The organism is Gordonia sp. HS-NH1 (assembly GCF_001418765.1).
In the GTDB taxonomy this organism is placed as follows: Bacteria; Actinomycetota; Actinomycetes; order Mycobacteriales; family Mycobacteriaceae; genus Gordonia.
In genome coordinates, this window is the sequence record NZ_LIYC01000007.1 from 162,765 (window position 1) to 180,192 (window position 17,428).

Annotated in this window: 15 protein-coding genes; 9 read left to right on the plus strand and 6 right to left on the minus strand. The window is 67.4% G+C overall.

The window, feature by feature from the left end; all coding sequences use genetic code 11:
- Positions 1-104: 104 nt before the first annotated feature.
- Positions 105-2,399, minus strand: coding sequence for a phosphoribosylformylglycinamidine synthase subunit PurL (gene purL, locus AMD30_RS07880; protein WP_197282755.1), 2,295 nt, complete (start codon positions 2,397-2,399; stop codon positions 105-107).
- Between the two features lie 204 nt (positions 2,400-2,603).
- Between purL and eccA the strand changes: the two genes are divergently transcribed.
- The 3 genes from eccA to AMD30_RS07895 are packed head-to-tail and all read left to right on the plus strand — an operon-like array spanning position 2,604 to position 5,466.
- Entirely contained in the window at positions 2,604-4,385 is a 1,782-nt protein-coding gene (gene eccA, locus AMD30_RS07885) for a type VII secretion AAA-ATPase EccA (protein WP_055475246.1), read from the plus strand.
- A 59-nt stretch (positions 4,386-4,444) separates the two neighbouring features.
- Complete coding sequence (locus tag AMD30_RS07890; RefSeq protein ID WP_055475247.1) at positions 4,445-4,912, plus strand: hypothetical protein; 468 nt, start codon at positions 4,445-4,447, stop codon at positions 4,910-4,912.
- 14 nt (positions 4,913-4,926) lie between these two features.
- The gene (locus AMD30_RS07895; RefSeq protein ID WP_010842112.1) at positions 4,927-5,466 is read left to right on the plus strand and encodes a hypothetical protein; all 540 of its coding nucleotides are present in this window, start codon (positions 4,927-4,929) and stop codon (positions 5,464-5,466) included.
- A 15-nt stretch (positions 5,467-5,481) separates the two neighbouring features.
- Here the strand turns inward: AMD30_RS07895 and AMD30_RS07900 are convergent, their stop codons facing one another.
- From AMD30_RS07900 to cysD, 3 genes are read right to left on the minus strand one after another with little or no spacing between them, the layout of a single operon-like run.
- Entirely contained in the window at positions 5,482-6,261 is a 780-nt protein-coding gene (locus tag AMD30_RS07900) for a 3'(2'),5'-bisphosphate nucleotidase CysQ (protein WP_055475248.1), read from the minus strand.
- Between the two features lie 54 nt (positions 6,262-6,315).
- Positions 6,316-8,178 (minus strand): adenylyl-sulfate kinase, encoded by a 1,863-nt coding sequence (cysC, locus tag AMD30_RS07905; RefSeq protein WP_055475249.1) that lies wholly within the window; start codon positions 8,176-8,178, stop codon positions 6,316-6,318.
- Positions 8,178-9,125 carry a sulfate adenylyltransferase subunit CysD gene (cysD, locus tag AMD30_RS07910; protein ID WP_193363253.1) on the minus strand — a complete coding sequence of 316 codons (948 nt, stop codon included), beginning with the start codon at positions 9,123-9,125 and terminating at the stop codon, positions 8,178-8,180. Before cysD ends, cysC begins: the two co-directional genes overlap by 1 nt.
- An 86-nt stretch (positions 9,126-9,211) precedes the next feature.
- On the opposite strand from cysD, the gene AMD30_RS07915 reads away from it, so the two are divergent.
- From AMD30_RS07915 to AMD30_RS07940, 6 genes are all read left to right on the plus strand, one after another.
- Entirely contained in the window at positions 9,212-10,141 is a 930-nt protein-coding gene (locus tag AMD30_RS07915) for an IclR family transcriptional regulator (RefSeq protein ID WP_055475250.1), read from the plus strand.
- A gap of 120 nt (positions 10,142-10,261) precedes the next feature.
- Complete coding sequence (locus AMD30_RS07920) at positions 10,262-10,735, plus strand: hypothetical protein (protein WP_044505915.1); 474 nt, start codon at positions 10,262-10,264, stop codon at positions 10,733-10,735.
- 64 nt (positions 10,736-10,799) lie between these two features.
- Positions 10,800-11,723 carry an enoyl-CoA hydratase gene (locus AMD30_RS07925; RefSeq protein WP_055475251.1) on the plus strand — a complete coding sequence of 308 codons (924 nt, stop codon included), beginning with the start codon at positions 10,800-10,802 and terminating at the stop codon, positions 11,721-11,723.
- Positions 11,724-11,725: 2 nt separating this feature from the next.
- Positions 11,726-12,892: an acyl-CoA dehydrogenase family protein gene (locus tag AMD30_RS07930; RefSeq protein ID WP_055475252.1), complete on the plus strand. Its 1,167-nt coding sequence runs from the start codon at positions 11,726-11,728 to the stop codon at positions 12,890-12,892.
- 5 nt (positions 12,893-12,897) lie between these two features.
- Complete coding sequence (locus AMD30_RS07935; RefSeq protein WP_014928747.1) at positions 12,898-13,866, plus strand: acyl-CoA dehydrogenase family protein; 969 nt, start codon at positions 12,898-12,900, stop codon at positions 13,864-13,866.
- Positions 13,863-14,996, plus strand: coding sequence for an acyl-CoA dehydrogenase family protein (locus AMD30_RS07940; RefSeq protein ID WP_055475253.1), 1,134 nt, complete (start codon positions 13,863-13,865; stop codon positions 14,994-14,996). Before AMD30_RS07935 ends, AMD30_RS07940 begins: the two co-directional genes overlap by 4 nt.
- A 6-nt stretch (positions 14,997-15,002) precedes the next feature.
- On the opposite strand, the gene AMD30_RS07945 is transcribed toward AMD30_RS07940, so the two are convergent.
- On the minus strand, positions 15,003-15,632 hold the full coding sequence (locus tag AMD30_RS07945) for a TMEM175 family protein (RefSeq protein WP_055475254.1): 630 nt from the start codon (positions 15,630-15,632) through the stop codon (positions 15,003-15,005).
- 128 nt (positions 15,633-15,760) lie between these two features.
- Positions 15,761-17,428: AIPR family protein (locus AMD30_RS24490; protein ID WP_231632660.1), on the minus strand; the 1,668-nt coding region annotated here is incomplete at its 5' end.

Sequence of the window (17,428 nt, forward strand, 5' to 3'; positions counted from 1 at the left end):
GACCGTGACCGGGCACGACACGTCCACAAAAGATATTGATTCCATTGACGTACAACGGAATCGTCACCGATCCGAACGTTGCGGGGCGCAACTAGGGCATGCGACTAGACGGCGTCGCCGAACAACCTCGGGAGGGTGCCCTCGTGCACCTCGCGCAGTTCGGCGAGCGGCACCGAGAAGTAGTCCTGGACGTCGACGGCGTCGCTGCCCTGATCGACCACACCTATGCGCGTCCACGGCATCGTGCGCGCGTCGAGCATCGCGGTGAACCGTGATTCCTCGGTGCGCGGGACCGCCACGAGCACCCGGCCGGCGGATTCGGAGAACAGCCAGACGAACGGGTCGGCGTCCTCGGGCAGCAGGATCCGGCACCCGGTCTCACCGGCCAGGGCCGCCTCGACGACGGTCTGGATGAGACCGCCCTCGCTGAGATCGTGTGCCGCGGAGATCAATCCGTCCCGGGACGACGCGGCGAGGATCTCGGCGAGCAGCCGCTCGCGCTCGAGATCGACCTGCGGGGGCACGCCACCGAGGTGGTCGTGGCTGACCTGCGCCCAGATCGATCCGTCGAACTCGTCACGGGTCTCACCGAGCAGGATCAGGGTCTCTCCCGGCTCGGTTCCGAGGCCGGTCGGGATGCGGCGGTGCACGTCGTCGATGACGCCGAGGACGCCGATCACCGGGGTCGGGAGGATCGCCGTCGCCCCCGTCTGGTTGTAGAAGCTCACGTTGCCGCCGGTGACCGGGATGCCCAGCTGCGCACAGCCGTCGGCGAGTCCCCGGACCGCCTGCTGGAACTGCCACATCACCGCCGGATCCTCCGGCGAGCCGAAGTTGAGGCAGTTGGTGACGGCCTTCGGCGTCGCACCGGAGACGGCGACGTTGCGGTAGGCCTCGGCCAGCGCGAGCTGCGCGCCGCGGTAGGGATCGAGGAAGGTGTACCGGCCCGAGGCGTCGGTCGCCAGCGCGATGCCGCGCCCGGACTCCTCGTCGATGCGGATCATCCCCGAGTCCGCGTGCTCGGCGAGGACGGTGTTGCCGCGCACGTACCGGTCGTACTGATCGGTGATGAACTTGCGGCTGCACAGCGCGGGCGAGGCGAGCATGGCCAGCAGCGTCTCGCGCAGCTGGTCGGGCGTGCCCGGGCGCTGCAGGGGCTCGGTGGTCGACGCGATGACGGTGTCCTGCCAGTCGGGTCGGGCGACCGGGCGCTCATAGACCGGGCCGTCGTGGGCGACGGTGCGCGGCGGCACGTCGACGACGGTCTCGCCGTGCCAGGTGATGACCAGCTGATCGCCGTCGGTGACCTCACCGATGACGGTCGCGAGGACGTCCCACTTGCGGCACACCTCGAGGAAGCGGTCCACGTTCTCCGGCGTCACGACCGCGCACATGCGTTCCTGCGACTCACTGGAGAGGACCTCCGCCGGAGTCATGCCCTCGGCGCGCATCGGCACCTTCTCCAGGTCGATGTGCATGCCACCATCGCCGGCCGCGGCGAGTTCGCTCGTCGCACAGGACAATCCGGCGCCACCGAGATCCTGGATGCCCACCACCAACCCGGCGTGGTAGAGCTCGAGACAGCACTCGATGAGCACCTTCTCGGTGAACGGATCGCCGACCTGCACACTCGGCAGCTTCTTCCGGTTGGGGCCGGAACCGTCGGAATCGTCGAAGGTCTCCGACGCCAGTACCGACACTCCGCCGATGCCGTCGAGACCGGTTCGCGCACCGAACAGGATGATCTTGTTGCCCGCGCCCGAGGCGAAGGCCAGGTGCAGGTCCTCGGTGCGCAGCACGCCCGCGCACAGCGCGTTGACGAGCGGGTTGCCCGCGTAGCTGGCGTCGAAGACGGTCTCGCCGCCGACGTTCGGCAGGCCGAGGGAGTTGCCGTAGCCGCCCACGCCGCGCACCACACCGTCGACCACGCGCCGGGTGTCCGGGGCGTCGGCCGGACCGAAGCGCAACTGATCCATCACCGCGATCGGACGGGCGCCCATCGCCATGATGTCGCGGACGATGCCGCCGACGCCGGTCGCGGCACCCTGGTACGGCTCGACATAGCTCGGGTGGTTGTGCGACTCGACCTTGAAGGTCACCGCCCAGCCGTCACCGATGTCGACGACACCGGCGTTCTCGCCGATACCGGCGAGCATGCTCGCGCGCATCTCGTCGGTGGTGGTCTCGCCGAAGTAGCGCAGGTGCACCTTCGACGACTTGTAGCTGCAGTGCTCGGACCACATCACCGAGTACATGGCGAGTTCCGCGTCGGTGGGCCGGCGACCCAGTATCTCGCGGATCCGCGCGTACTCGTCGTCCTTGAGACCGAGTTCGCGGAACGGTTGCGGATGATCCGGGGTCTGGGCAGCGGCTGAGACGGTATCCACCTGGGCACTCACGCAGACAAGTCTAGGCGGGCGCGGCCGGTTCCGGCCGCCGGGGCGGTCCGGCCGCCGGTCGGGCCCTGGGAGATCTGCGCCCGGTGCCGGCGCGGTCTAGCGATACTCTGTCTCCGGCGACCGCCCTCGCGGTGTGTCGCCGTTGCACCCGGGGAGATCGATACAGGGGACTCCGTACGGGATGGGACGACACAGGGGGAAGCGATGGCCGATGTCCGCAAGGCGAGGGCGCTCTTCGAACTCGGTGTCCTGTCGCTGAACATCCCCGTCGAAGGTCAGGAACCCGTCGACAATCCCGCGCAGGCGGCCAAGGCCTTCACCCGCGCGACCGAATGGGACCCGTCCCTGGGCGACGCCTGGATCGGCCGCCTCGCCTGCGGCGACAACAGCAACGAGGTCCTCTTGGGCCTCTACCGCGCACGCGGATCGATCGGCGCCGAGCAGCGCCGGCTCGGACTTCCCCCCGGCACCATCGCGGGGCGCTGGTACACGGGCATGATGATCGACTTCCCGGCGTCGAGCGCCGTCGAGGCGACGGCCGCCTACGCCGCCAGCCTGGTCCGCGGCGCAGATTTCGCCGGTGCCGAGGAGGTTCTCGACGAGGTGCCCCCGGCCCATCGCGTGCCGATCGTGGACTTCGTTCGTGCCTTCCTCCATTTCGCCACCCAGCGCTGGCCCGACGTCCTGACGTCGCTCACCAGGTCCGATCGGTGGAACGACCCGTACATGCAGGCCGTCGCCGACTTCATGGCCGGCACGTCGTGTGTCCATCTCGGCATGCTCGGCGAGGGCATGCGACGGTTGCAGAACGCGGTCGACGGCCCGATCGCGGCGTGTTCGACCCAGGCGATGTTCGTCTACGGCCTCGCGCTGCGCGAGCAGGGCCACGAGGAGAAGGCCAAGTCGATGTTCGAGCAGGCCTATGCTCGTGACCCGTCGCTGGCGGCCGCGGCCGAGGCGATCCGGTCGCCCTCCCTGCGCGTGACCGCCACGACACCGGAGCAGATCGCGCAACGCACCGACCGGTGGGACCCGAAGTCGGTCCCCGATCGCGCCGAGACGCTGGTGTCGGGATCCGCAGACTCCGACACCCAGAGCTCGCTGGTGACCGAGGCGCAGCGCGAGCTGGCCGAACAGATCGGCCTCGACTCGGTGAAGCAGCAGGTGGCCAAGCTCCAGTCCACCGCGACACTGGCAAAGGTCCGCGCCGACCGCGGGTTGTCGACATCGGCGCGCAGCCTGCACCTCGCCTTCACCGGTCCGCCCGGCACCGGCAAGACGACGGTCGCGCGCATCGTCGCCAAGATCTATTGCGGTCTCGGATTCATCAAGTCCGACAAGGTCGTGGAGGCGACCCGCCGCGACATGGTCGGCGAGCACCTCGGCAGTACCGCGATCAAGACCTCGGCACTCATCGACTCCGCGATGGACGGTGTCCTGTTCATCGACGAGGCGTACACGCTGATCCAGCAGGGCTTGTCCGGTGGCGACGCGTTCGGCCGCGAAGCCGTCGACACGCTGCTCGCCCGGATGGAGGACGACCGTGACCGGCTCGTCGTCATCATCGCCGGCTACGACGCCGAGATCGACCGGTTCCTCGCGTCCAACGACGGCCTGGCATCGCGCTTCGCCCGCCGCGTGCGCTTCGACTCCTACACCCCCGACGAGCTCGCTCGTATCGCCGAGTTCATTGCGCGCAAGCGGGATTCGTCGTTGACCCACGAGGCGATGTTCGAGATCGAGCAGGCCTGTTCGCCCCTGTACCACGATGTCCGCGAGCATCAGGGCACCACGCGCCGTTCCACCGACCTCGCGGGTAACGGCCGGTTCATCCGCAACATCATCGAAGCGGCCGAGGAGGAGCGCGAGTTCCGCCTCAGCAGTGCCGGCGATCTCGACGCCCTCAGCCAGGACGACCTCATGCGCATCGAGACCGCGGACGTCCGGGCCGCGATCTCCGGCGTCCTCTCCGGCCTCATGCGCTGACCGCCCCGCCATCACCAGCCGGGTCCCGACCCGGATCACCTTCTCCGAGGAGTCCCGTCATGTCCGTCCCCGCCCGCCGCAACCGTCCGGCGCAGCTGGCCGCGACCATCACCCTGACCGCGCTGGTGACCCTCGCGCTCGGGGCGTGCTCGTCCGACGAACCCGCGCCCGCCCCCGGGACCGCCGCGTCGACGACGAGCAGCGTCGCGTCCAGCAGCACCGAGACCAGCAGCACCGAGCCCAGCTCCGGCGGGACCACCAGCGCCGAGTCGAGAACCCGCGGGACCACCACCGGAACGCCGACCCGCACCACCGCGTCGCCGTCGCGCGGGTCGGGTTCCGGGGCCGCGTCGACCATGACGTGCGCGGAGTTCCGCGGACTCGACGACGCGGCGCGGACGGCGGTGCTGCGCGAGCTGGACGTGACCTCGAACGCGCAACAGGTGGCCACCGTGGCGGCGACGGTCTGCCTCACCCGGCCCGACGACACCATCGCCGCTGTCGTCGCCGAACTCGTCCCGCGCTGATAGCTTTCTCAACCATGAGCGATCGTCCGTGGACCCTGCTGCACGGACCACTGTTCAGCCGCGACAGCCCCCTCGAGCGCAAGCACGCCGCGCCGCGGATCAGCGCCTACATCTACGGCAACATCCTGATCCTCGCGGTACTCATCCCGCTGCACGTCGAGGACGACTTCGTCGGTATCGCGATCCTCGCCGGCACCGCCGCGTCGACCTTCATCGCACACATCTTCGCCGAGGCGGTCGCCCGCCGGGTGTCCGACGGCCCGATCGAGCCGACGAGATCGGAGGTGCTGGGCCATCTCCGCGACTCGGTGCCGATCCTGACCTCGGCGCTCCTGCCCTGCGCGATCCTGCTGCTCGGCCTGATCGGCTGGATCGAACCCCGTACCGCCCAGCTCGTCGCGGAGATCGTGATCCTGCTGCGCATCGGCGGCACGGTCTTCGTCATCGACCGACTCAACCACGAGCAGCTCAGCCGCGGAACGGTGTTCAGTGCCGGCGCGGTCACGCTGGTGGCGACCGTGATCGTCGTGATCAAGGTCGTCGTCACGCACTGAGGCGCGACGGGTTCGTCAGCCGCCCGCGCCCTCGGTGGTGACCGTGAGGATCGCCTCGGTGAACTCCGGCCGGCAGATGACGAGGTCGGGCAGGTAGGTGTCCTCGTTGTTGTAGACCAGCGGCGAACCATCGATCCGACCGCACCACAGGCCCTTTGCCTTCGCGACGGCGACGGGCGCGGCCGAATCCCACTCGTACTGGCCGCCGGCGTGGACGTACGCGTCGGCCTCACCGCGCACGACCGCCATCGCCTTCGCCCCGGCGGACCCCATCGGCAGCACCTCGCCCGCCATGGCCGCGGCCACCTCGTCGGCGAAGGCCGGTGGGCGTGAACTGCTCACGACGACGCGCGGGACACCGGTCCGGGGGCGTGACGCAAGGCCCTCCACGGGCTCGACGGCCGAACCGTCGTCGAGATAGGTCACCCCGAGGGCCGGCAGCGCGACCGCACCCGCGATCAGTCCCTCGTCCGCCGACCAGAGCGCGACGTGCACGGCCCAATCCGTCCGACCGCCGCCGGGTTCGTACGTGCCGTACTCGCGGGTGCCGTCGACCGGATCGATGATCCACACGCGCGACGCCGACAGCCGCGACTTGTCGTCGGCCGACTCCTCGGACAGCACCGCGTCGTCCGGGCGCTCCTGCGCGAGACGCCCGAGGATGAACTCGTCGGACCGCCGGTCACCCTCCTGACCGAGCTCTTTGCCCGTCAATCCGCTGGAGCGCCGGATGTCGAGCAGGAGTTCACCTGCGGCGGTGGCCAGTTCACCGGCCAGGGCACGATCGTCGGTCACGGGGATTCCTCTCGGTCGGGTACCGGGACGGCATGGAGACAGCGCTCCACGCACTCACAGACCCAGGTTACGCAGCACCAGGTCGGCGACCTCGGACGGCGGACCGTCGTCGGGGGTGATGACCAGATCCGGGCTCGACGGCCGCTCGTACGGCGAGTCGATACCGGTGAACTGGCTGATCTCCCCCCGCCGCGCGCGGTCGTAGAGCCCCTTCGGGTCTCGTCGCTCGCACTCCGCGAGCGGGGTGTCGACGAAGATCTCGTAGAACGGCAACCCGCGCTCGGCGTGGATCTCGCGGGCCCGCTGCCGCTCTTCGGCGAAGGGGCTGATGAGCGAGACGATCGCCACCGATCCCGAGTCGGCGAACAGCGCCGCGACCTCACTGGTCCGGCGGATGTTCTCGCGCCGGTCGTCGTCGGAGAAGCCCAGATCCGAGTTCAGCCCGTGCCGCAGGTTGTCGCCGTCCATCAGGTAGGCCGGACGCCCCTCGGCGACGAAGCGCCGCTCGAGCTCGACCGCCAGCGACGACTTGCCCGATCCGGACAGACCCGTCAGCCAGATCGTGGCGCCGTGGTGCGGACGGTGCTCGCGGGTGACCTTCGTCGCCTGCCACACGACGTGACTGTCGTGACTCACCGGCGCGGTGATCATCCCCGCCCCGACGGTCCGGTTGGTGGCCTCGTCGATCAGGATGAAGCTGCCGGTGTCCCGGTTGCGCCGGTAGGAGTCGAAGGTCACCGGCTCCTGGGTGTGCAGGGCGACACGCCCGATCTCGTTGAGCGACAGCCCCTCCGCCTTCTCGTCGCGGTGCAGCGAGTTGACGTCGAGGCGGTAGTTGAGTCCGTTCACCTGCGCCCGGGTCAGCCGGGTGCCGCAGAGCAGCTGATATCTGTTCCCCGGTCGCAGCTCGGCGTCCTCGGCGAACCAGCACACCATCGCGTCCAGGTCGCGGCCGACGTACGGACGGTTGTTGGGCCGCGCCAGCATGTCGCCGCGCACGATGTCGATCTCGTCGGCGAGTTCGACGGACACGGCCATCGACGCGAAGGCCTCGTCGACCGGCTGCCCTCCCGGCGCCCAGATCTCGGTGATGGTGGTGCTGAAACCGCTTGGCAAGACCACGATCTCGTCACCCCTGGCGAGCACTCCGCCCGCGACCGTACCCGCGTAGGCGCGGTGGTCGGCACCATCGCTGCGTTGCGGCCGGATCACGTACTGCACGGGCAGACGGGTGTCGATCAGGTTGCGGTCGGACGCGATGTAGACGTGCTCGAGATGATTCAGGAGCGGCCGCCCCTCGTACCAGGGCATCGCCGCGGACTGGTCGACGACGTTGTCGCCCCGCAGGGCCGACATCGGGATGAAGGTCAGGTCCACGACGTTGAGCTTGGTCGCGAAATCGACGAAGTCCGCGCAGATCTCGTCGAACCGCTCCTGCGACCAGTCGACGAGATCCATCTTGTTCACGCAGACCGTCAGATGCGGGATGCCGAGCAGCGACGACAGGAAGGCGTGCCGCCGCGTCTGTTCCAGCACGCCCTTGCGCGCGTCGATGAGGATCATCGCCAGATCGGCGGTCGACGCACCGGTCACCATGTTGCGCGTGTACTGCACATGGCCCGGCGTGTCGGCGATGATGAACTTCCGCCTGGGCGTGGCGAAGTAGCGATAGGCGACGTCGATGGTGATGCCCTGCTCGCGTTCGGCACGCAACCCGTCGGTCAGCAGGGCGAGGTTGGCGTACTCGTCACCGCGCTCGGCGCTGGTGCGCTCGATCGACTCGAGCTGGTCGGTGAAGATCGCCTTCGAGTCGTAGAGCAGTCGCCCGATGAGCGTCGACTTGCCGTCGTCCACCGAACCGGCGGTCGCCAGCCGCAGCATCTCCGTCGCGCCGCCGACGGCGTTGAGGTCGCCCATCAGAAGTAGCCTTCCTTCTTGCGGTCTTCCATCCCCGACTCGGAGATCCGGTCGTCGGCGCGCGTGGCGCCACGCTCGGTCAGCCGGGTCACCTCGATCTCCTCGATCACCTTCAGCACGTCGTCGGCGCCGGACAGGACACAGCCGGTACACGTGGCGTCCCCGACCGTCCGGAACCGCACGGTCTCGGTCCGCACCTCCTCGCCCGGGAACTCCTGCAGGAAGCGGGTTTTCGCGAGGAGCATGCCGTCGCGGGGAATGACCTCGCGCTGGTGCGCGTAGTAGATCTCCGGCAGATCGATGTCCTCGGCCGCGATGTACTGCCAGATGTCGAGTTCGGTCCAGTTCGACAACGGGAACACCCTGATGTGCTCGCCCTTGGCGTGACGTCCGTTGTAGAGCCGCCACAGCTCGGGTCGCTGCTCGCGCGGATTCCACGCGCCGAATTCGTCGCGGAAGCTGAACACACGCTCCTTCGCCCGCGCCTTCTCCTCGTCCCGACGCGCCCCGCCGAACACGGCGTCGAAACGGTTCTCGGTGATACCGCGCAACAGCGCCGTCGTCTGCAGCCGGTTGCGGCTGGCGCCCGGCCCGGTCTGCTCGACGACCCGCCCGGCGTCGATGTCGTCCTGCACGGAGCTGACGATCAGGCGGACCCCGGTGTCGGCGACCACCCGATCGCGGTACTCGATCACCTCGTCGAAGTTGTGTCCGGTGTCGACGTGCATGAGCGGGAACGGGATCGGCGCCGGCCAGAAGGCCTTGCGTGCCAGGTGGAACATCACCACCGAGTCCTTGCCGCCGGAGAACAGCAGAACCGGCCGTTCGAAGGTGGCGGCGACCTCTCGGAAGATGTGGACCGATTCGGCCTCGAGCGCGGCGAGGTGCGAGAGCTCGTAGCCGCGGTGGAACGGACGTCCATCGGTTGTGGACTCGGTGCGATCCAGACGACGTTCGCCGTCGGCATCGATGGTGATGGCCACCGGAGCAACCCCCTTGACATGTCGAATATTCGACACTAAGTGTTGACAATGTGACACAAACCGTAGGTGACTTCTCCGCCGCGCGTCAACCGGCACGCGCCGCGTCGCCGCCGACCGCCCGGGTCGTCCGCATCGTCGAACTCCTCGCGGGTGCGGAGCAGCCGTCGATGACCCTGGCCGAGATCGTCCGCCAGACCTCGATGTCGCGCGCCACCGCCCATGCCGTCGTCTCCGAACTCGTCGAGTGCGGGTGGCTGATCCGGGATCCGTCGGCAGGCACCTTCGCCGTCGGACCGGCCTTCGTCGGCCTCGTCCGCAGCGCCGAGAGCGCCGACCACCTCGTCCGCTGGGCCGCATCGGCGGCGCGCGAACTCTGCGACCGATTCGACATCCCGTGTTTCGTCGCGCGGCGGACCTCGACGGATGCGGTCACCCTCGCCTCGCATGCGTTCCCGGCCCACCTCACCCCGGAGTCCGCGCCACATCCGTGGCTGCGCAACGGCAGCCGGATTCGACTCCGTCCGCCGATCTGCCGCGAGTTCATCGCCTTCGACCCGGACGACGCGCGGTCGGACTGGGTCGGCCAGGCCGCGGAGTCCACCCGCACACGACTCCGCATGGTGCTCGACGTCGTCGCCGACCGCGGTTATTCGATCGAGCGCATGACCGACGACCACGTGGCGATGATCGAGGCCCTCAGCTCCCTCGACACCATGTCGGACACCCTGCGCGCGAGGGTCGGGGACCTGCTCACCGAGCTGTCCGTCATCGACTACCTGCCCGAGGAGATCGACGCGTGCGCAGCCGACGACACCGGGGTGCCGGTGGTCACCATCGGCGCACCCGTCTTCGATGCCGGGCAGCGGGTGGTGGCGGCGATCGTCGTCTGCCCGAACCGGGAGCTCCGCGTCGACGAGCTCCACCGGCTGGGCGAGGCCACCCGGGCTGCCGCCGACGGGATCTCACGCCACCTCAGGTGAGAACCCATCCACCGATCGAATGAACACGCTGCGCCGAAACGACACAAAACGGGCTTCCCACGGGGAAACTGACCGGTGATCACGCCATCCGATCACCGCCACCAGCAAGGGAGTCGAGACATGCCCGGCACGAAGACGATCACCCGGTTGGCCGCGGCCGCCATCGCACTGACCTCGGCCGCCGGCCTCGGCGCCGCTGCCACCGGCGAGGCGAACGCGGTGACGCGCGAGTATCCGCTGTCGAACTGCATCGGCCTGAGCCCCAACGTCGTCGACGTCCCATTCCTGGCGCGGCGCACCATCGTCAGCACGTACGCCGGCAATGCCTACATCGCCACCGACTTCACCAGCTACTTCCCCGGCGGATACCAGTCCTCCGCACGCCTGGACTGGCACAACCTCGCCACCGGCAAGCGCGGCTCGAAGGTGAGCAACGTCCGCGTGAACCCGCCCTACCAGGGCGTCCACTACTTCGTGATCCCCGTCAGCCAGATCGGCAGGGGTCGCGTCAACGTCACCTTCGGCGCGGTCAACCGCAACGCGCTCTGGAGCATCCCGTCCACGAGTTGCAGCGGGAGCGTCGTCATCCCCTGAGCCAGTTCCGCCGATCACCCACACCGACTACCAACCAAGCACTTGCTAGGTTAGTCTCGGGGGCATGAGTGACGTCGTCATCCCACCTCCGCTCGGACCCGACGATCTGGGCCCGGACACCTCACCGGTCGCCTACGAGACCGGCGGACCCGAGGGCGCGGTTGCCTATGTGACGCTGAACCGCCCGGAGTACCGCAACGCGCAGAACTCGGTGATGACCTATTCGCTCGACGCGGCCTTCCGCAAGGCGGTCGACGACGCCGCGGTGAAGGTGATCGTGCTGCGCGCGAACGGCAAGCACTTCTCCGCCGGCCACGACATCGGCACCCCGGAACGCGACTTCGACACCTACTACGAGAACGCGGCCGTCCTGCACTGGGACCACACCGACAAGACCGGGGCCGACCAGCGTCTCGCGCGCGAGATGGAGGTCTACATGGGGATGTGCCGCCGGTGGCGCGACATCCCCAAACCCCTCATCGCACAGGTCCACGGCGCCTGTATCGCGGGCGGTCTCATGCTCGCCTGGATCTGCGACTTCATCGTGGCCTCCGACGACGCGTTCTTCTCCGATCCCGTCGCACGGATGGGCATTCCCGGCGTCGAGTACTTCGCGCACGCCTTCGTGCTCGGCCCGCGCCGGGCGAAGGAGATCCTGTTCACCGGCGAACGTTTCACCGCGACGCAGGCCGCTGATTGGGGCATGGTCAACCACGTCGTCCCCCGCGACGCGCTCGAGACCAAGGTGAAAGAGATCGCCGAGAAGGCCGTCGCCATGCCGATGCAGGGTCTGTTCCTCAGTAAGAAGGCCGTCAACATCTGCGAGGACCAGATGGGGCTGCGCACCGCCATGGACTCGGTGTTCGGGTGGCACCACTTCGCGCATGCCGCCAACTCCGAGGCGGGTGGCGATTCGCTCGGCGGCATGGACGCGAAGTCGATGAAGGCGTCGGCGTCCACCGGAACCGCAGCGGCATCGGGGAGCTGATCATGGACCTGCTCTTCGACGACGCCGCCGACGCCTTTCGGGCCGAGGTCCGCGCCTGGCTGGCCGACAACGTTCCGCGCGAACCACTTCCGTCGATGGACACCGCCGAGGGATTCGAGGCACACCGCGAGTGGGAGCGGACGATGGCCGCCGACCGGATGTCGGTCGTCAGCTGGCCCGAGGAGTACGGCGGCCGCGACGCCCCGCTGCTGCACTGGGTCATCTTCGAGGAGGAGTACTACCGCTCCGGTGCGCCCGGGCGAGTGAGTCAGAACGGCATCTTCCTGCTCGCACCCACCCTGTTCGAGCACGCGAGTCCCGCTCAGCTGGAACGCATCCTGCCGCGGATGGCCAACGCCGACGACATCTGGGGTCAGGCGTGGAGCGAACCCGAGGCCGGCAGCGACCTCGCATCGCTGCGATCGACCGCCGTGCGCACCGACGGCGGCTGGCTGCTCAACGGCCAGAAGACCTGGAGCTCGCGGTCGAGTTTCGCCGATCGGGCCTTCGGCCTGTTCCGCACCGACAAACAGGCACAGCGTCACAAGGGTCTCACCTACTTCATGTTCGACCTGCGCGGTGAGGGCGTGACCGTCCGTCCGATCGCGCAGCTCGACGGCGAGGCCGGGTTCGCCGAGCTGTTCCTGGAGAACGTCTTCGTCCCCGACGACCCGTCGAATCCGGGCGAGTCGGGTGTCATCGGCGAGGTGGACAACGGGTGGCGGGTCGCGATGAGCACCGCGGCCAACGAACGCGGACTGTCGCTGCGCGCACCCGGCCGGTTCCTGGCCACCACCGACCGCCTGGTCGAGCTCTGGCGGTCGAACCGCGACGCCGTCCCACCGACGGCGAACACCGATGCGCGCGTGGCGGATGCGTGGATCGGGTCGCGTGCCTACGAACTGTCGACCTATCAGACCGTGAGTCGCCTCGCGGCCGGCGGCTCCCTCGGCATGGAGTCGTCGATCAACAAGGTCTTCTGGTCCCAGTGGGACATCGCCGCCCACGAGACCGCGCTCGACCTGCAGGGTCCCGCAGCCGAACTCGACGACCAGTGGACCGACGGCTACCTGTTCTCACTGTCCGGGCCGATCTATGCGGGCACCAACGAGATCCAGCGCAATGTCATCGCCGAACGCCTGCTCGGCCTTCCCCGCGGAGATCGGTGAAACACATGGACTTCCGACTCTCCGACATTCACACAGACCTCGCCTCGACGGTGGATGCGATGCTGGGCAAGGCCGACATGCCGACCGCCACACGTGCCTGGGCGGCCGGTGACCGCGCGGCCGTCGCCAAAGTCTACTCACAGCTCGCCGATGCCGGCATCAGCGGACTCCTGATCGACGAATCACACGGCGGCAGCAGTGCCGGGGCAGTGGAGATGGTCGTCGCCGTCGAACAGCTCGGACGCCATTGCGCCCCGGGCCCGATCGTCGAGAGCGTCGCCGTGCTGCCGATCCTGCTGCACGACGCCGACGTGTCGGGTCCGCTCAGCGACCTCGCCGAAGGGCGACTGGCGACGTGTGCGATCGGACCGCTCCAGCCACTGGCCGCCGATACCGCCTCCGCCGACGTCTATCTCGTCGTGGACGGGGTGCTCTCACGCGCGACCGTGCTGAGCACCGAGGCCTCGGTGGACGGCACGCGCACCCTGTCCCGGGTCACCGCCGGGGAGGTGCTCGCGACCGGCGTCGACGCCGCCGACGCCGCCGACGCGGGTGCGCTGGCCACAGCCGCGCAGCTGCTCGGTCTGGGTCAGGCCATGCTGTCCATCGCGTCGGAATACGCCCAGTCGCGCAAGCAGTTCGGCCGCCCGATCGGGTCCTTCCAGGCCGTCAAGCATCACCTCGCCGACGTGGCGATCGCCATCGAGATGGCGCGTCCCCTCGTCCACGCGGCCGCCCTGGGCATCGACGGTCAGGTCCCGGAGGGCACCGACGTCTCCCGCGACGTGTCCGCGGCCAAGGTCGCGGCCGCCGAGGCCGCCGACCTGTCGGCCCGGCGCTCGCTGCAGGTGATGGGCGCGATCGGTTACACCGCCGAACACGACATCTCGCTGTACATCACCAAGACCCGGGCACTGCTCAACGCCTGGGGCTCGCCCGCCGTACACCGCCAACGCATCCTGGAGACGCTGTGACCGTCAGTACCGGCACCGAAAGCCGCGGCACCGAGACCCTGCCTCCGTCCCCGGCGATCGGCGCCGAGGAACGGGAGGCACTCGTCGACGCTGTGCGGGATCTGCTGCGTCGCCGCGGGGACTCGACAGCGGTCCGCGCCGCCATGTCCGCTCCCGGGCGGATCGACTCAGGTCTGTGGCAGACGCTGTGCACCGAGATCGGTGTGGCCGCGCTGGCGATACCCGAACGGTTCGGCGGTGCCGGGGCGTCGTGGGTGGAGTCGGCCGCGGTACTCGAGGAACTCGGCGCCGCACTGAGTCCCGTCCCGGCGTTCGGCTCCGCACTGGCCACCGGCACGATCCTCATCGCGGCCGACGACGACGCGTCGTCGCGACTGCTGCCCGCCCTGGCCGCGGGCGAACGGACCGCCGCGCTGTGCTGGGCCGATGAGCGCGGCTGGCAGACCCCCGGAGTGCGCGCCGACGCCGGGCTGCTGTCCGGGACCGCACATTTCGTCGTCGACGGCGAGTCGGCCGACCTGTTCCTCGTGCTCGCGGCCGGCCCCGGCACGCACGTCACCCTGCACGAGGTGCCCGCCGATGCGGAGGGCGTCTCGGTGTCGCCGATGCCCGTGCTCGACCCCACCCGGGCGCTGTCGTCGGTGCGGTTCGACGAGGTGGCGTCCTCGGCGATCCCGGCACCGGACGACCTCGCGCCCCGCCTCCGTGCGCTGGCGTGGGCACTGCTCTCCGCCGAGCAGGTCGGGGGCGCCCAGCGAGCCCTCGACCTCACGGTCGACTACACCAAGTCGCGCAAGCAATTCGGTCGCACCATCGGATCGTTCCAGGCGCTCAAACACCGGATGGCCGACATGTACGTGTCGGTCGAGACGGCCCGGTCCATCGCCCGGGCCGCGGTCGCCGCGATCGCCGCCGGCGATCCCGACGCCGCGGAACTGGCACTGGCCGCCCACGTCTACTGCTCCGACGTCTGTCGTCGTGTCGCGGGCGAGGCGATCCAGTTGCACGGCGGGATCGGCATCACCTGGGAACACGACATCCAGCTGTATTTCAAGCGCGCCCAGGGCACCTCGCAGATGTTCGGTGCACCCCACACCGCGGTGGCCGAGCTCGCCCGCTCCCTGCACTGACGACGGTCAGCCCTGTCTGCCGCGTCGTCGCGCGATCAGGCGCTCCATCGGGTCGGTGAGCACCAGCAGTACCAGTGGGAGATTTCCGCTGCGCGGGAACACGATCGCGACGACCAGTGCGAACGCGAGGATCAGAAGCGTTCCCAGTCCGCTCGCCGAGGCGGCCCAGCGATCGGTCGCGGCGTCGTCGGCGAGCAATCCCCGGTGCCGGCGGCCCCACTCGGCGATCGCGATGAGCGAGGCCACGGAGACAGCCAGCACGCCGATGTAGAGGATGTTGGCCTGCTCGACGTGTGCGCCGTCGACGAGGGCGGTCGCGAATGGCAACGCGACTATCGTCAGCAGCCAGATGAAGTGGAGGTTCATCAACGTCCGGTCGTAGGCGCGGAAGTACTCCATCGTCTGATGGTGCTGGCGCCACAGGATCCAGATGACGGCGAAGCTGACGAAGAAGCTGACCAGTTCGATCGACCTGTCCGACACCACCTCCCCGACCGACGAGTCCTCGCGCAGATCGTTGGCGATGTCGACGAGCGGGAGCACGAGCAGGGTCAATGCGATCGCGACCACCGCGTCGGCAAACGCGATGAGTCGGCTCAACCCCTCCGGCGACTGTCGGTTCTCCGGTTCTGCCATGCGATGCACTGTAGAGCCCGCCGCCCGCCACGGAAGCAAAGTAAGAGGATGTCTGCACTTTCCTCGCTCGACCTTGACCGGGACACTCCCCCAACAACCGATACCGTATATCTCTACCAAGGCACCGGTCACGTACAGCGCGCTTTGATGACCTCAGCGAGATCAGGGCCGAGATCGCGGCATTTCGTCTGGTTTTTGAACAGTGGCTGAGGGTAGGCATCAGGGAACTTGCGATTCACAACGTCACTCACCACATCGAGCGCAATTTTCGCTGCCTCGTCGATCGCGTCTTCAGCGAACGGAATGTTGAAGTCACTCCGCGGTTTCACCGATCGAACTGAGAAGTGATCCATAACTGACCATAGAATAAATCTGTTTCCATGTACGAGAATGCTTCGGTCACGCCCATCCACGATACGCTTCCGCTGTTCAATTCTTCTGTCCACACGTCTCATGACTTCAACCGCGGTCCAGACGTGAGTTGCAGTAATAGATGAATTGAATAGTTTCGTGTACGGGCGCTTACCGGTGTCCTCCCAGAGTCGACTCAACTCCCTCTTCACCAGGACAGCTTCGTCGATGCCGGCAGCGCAGGCCATTGCGATCGTTGCTTCTGTCAGGTCGCATCCCTTGCTTGTGTCCGAAACAGTCTCACCTGACCGGTAAGCGTAACGCAAGCCGGAAGCCGCGAACTCCATTCGAATTCGTTCCTGCTCCGGGTCCAGAGCAACAAACTCACGTCCGCCCACCCTGTTCTGCGTGTTGGTGCGCCGAGTGACGAGCCGAGCAAAATCTCCGTCAGGGTCGTCCAACGTTACAAATCGTACAAAGATATCTGCCGATTCAATCAGTTCGGGTTTGACACTCGATGCCACCGTCAGCGAACTCACCGTCTGCGCACCGTTGACCACACTTGCCCGGGAAAAGGTAAAGTTCCCCGACTTTTGATTCACGTAAGGTGCTTGTTCGAACGACTCAGCTATGACTGTAATCCCATTATTGAAAAACCAGAACCGCGCCGGGTCTGAACCAGCCGTCTGTGCGATCGATGAGTTAACCTCAGTGCCTGCGAGCGCACCTCTAATATTGCGAGAAAACAGCAGATCCCCAAATGAACGATGCCATCCAACGACTTCCTGAGCCGAAGCCGTGCCGTAGTAGGCGACGCACCCCGCCTCACGATAGCTACCCCAGTTTCGAAGGTTCACACTTAAGTCAATCTGCGAACCGGCCCGAGACACTACGCTTTGATGTAGACGTCCTTGGTTCAGGTAAAGGTAGCTAGCCAAATCAGACGAATCATTCATCTTGCCGCAGAACTTCTCGAGTATCTCAACTTGTTCAACAGCAAGGTCGGCGGTTGAGGTGGTGGCCAGTACCAGTTCAACCCGAGTGCCAGGCTGAAAAAGGATGTCTTCGATCTCCGACTTGCGCGCAACGATTGGTCCACCGAACCCAGACCAGTCGATGTTCATCAACTGCTCGACGCCATGGACAAACTTCAGAACATCGCCCGAACTTAGCCCTTTGTCTGTTTCGGACCACTTACTTTGCACGAAAACCATAGTGGCTCGGTCAGCCGCGTAGATGACGCCGTCGATTCCGTTGTCTCCGGCGTTGTCTGTAACCGACTTAGAGACCGTCTCTGCCGGTAGGCCCGACCGGTCAGCCATAGCCACCGCGGCCACAGCACGAGACAGTTTGTGGTGCGATTGGTCCGCTCCAGCGAAGTCAAGATGTGGAAAGTAGGTAGTCTCCAGTGCCTGCTTAATCTGTTGTCCATGGCCATGAGAAAG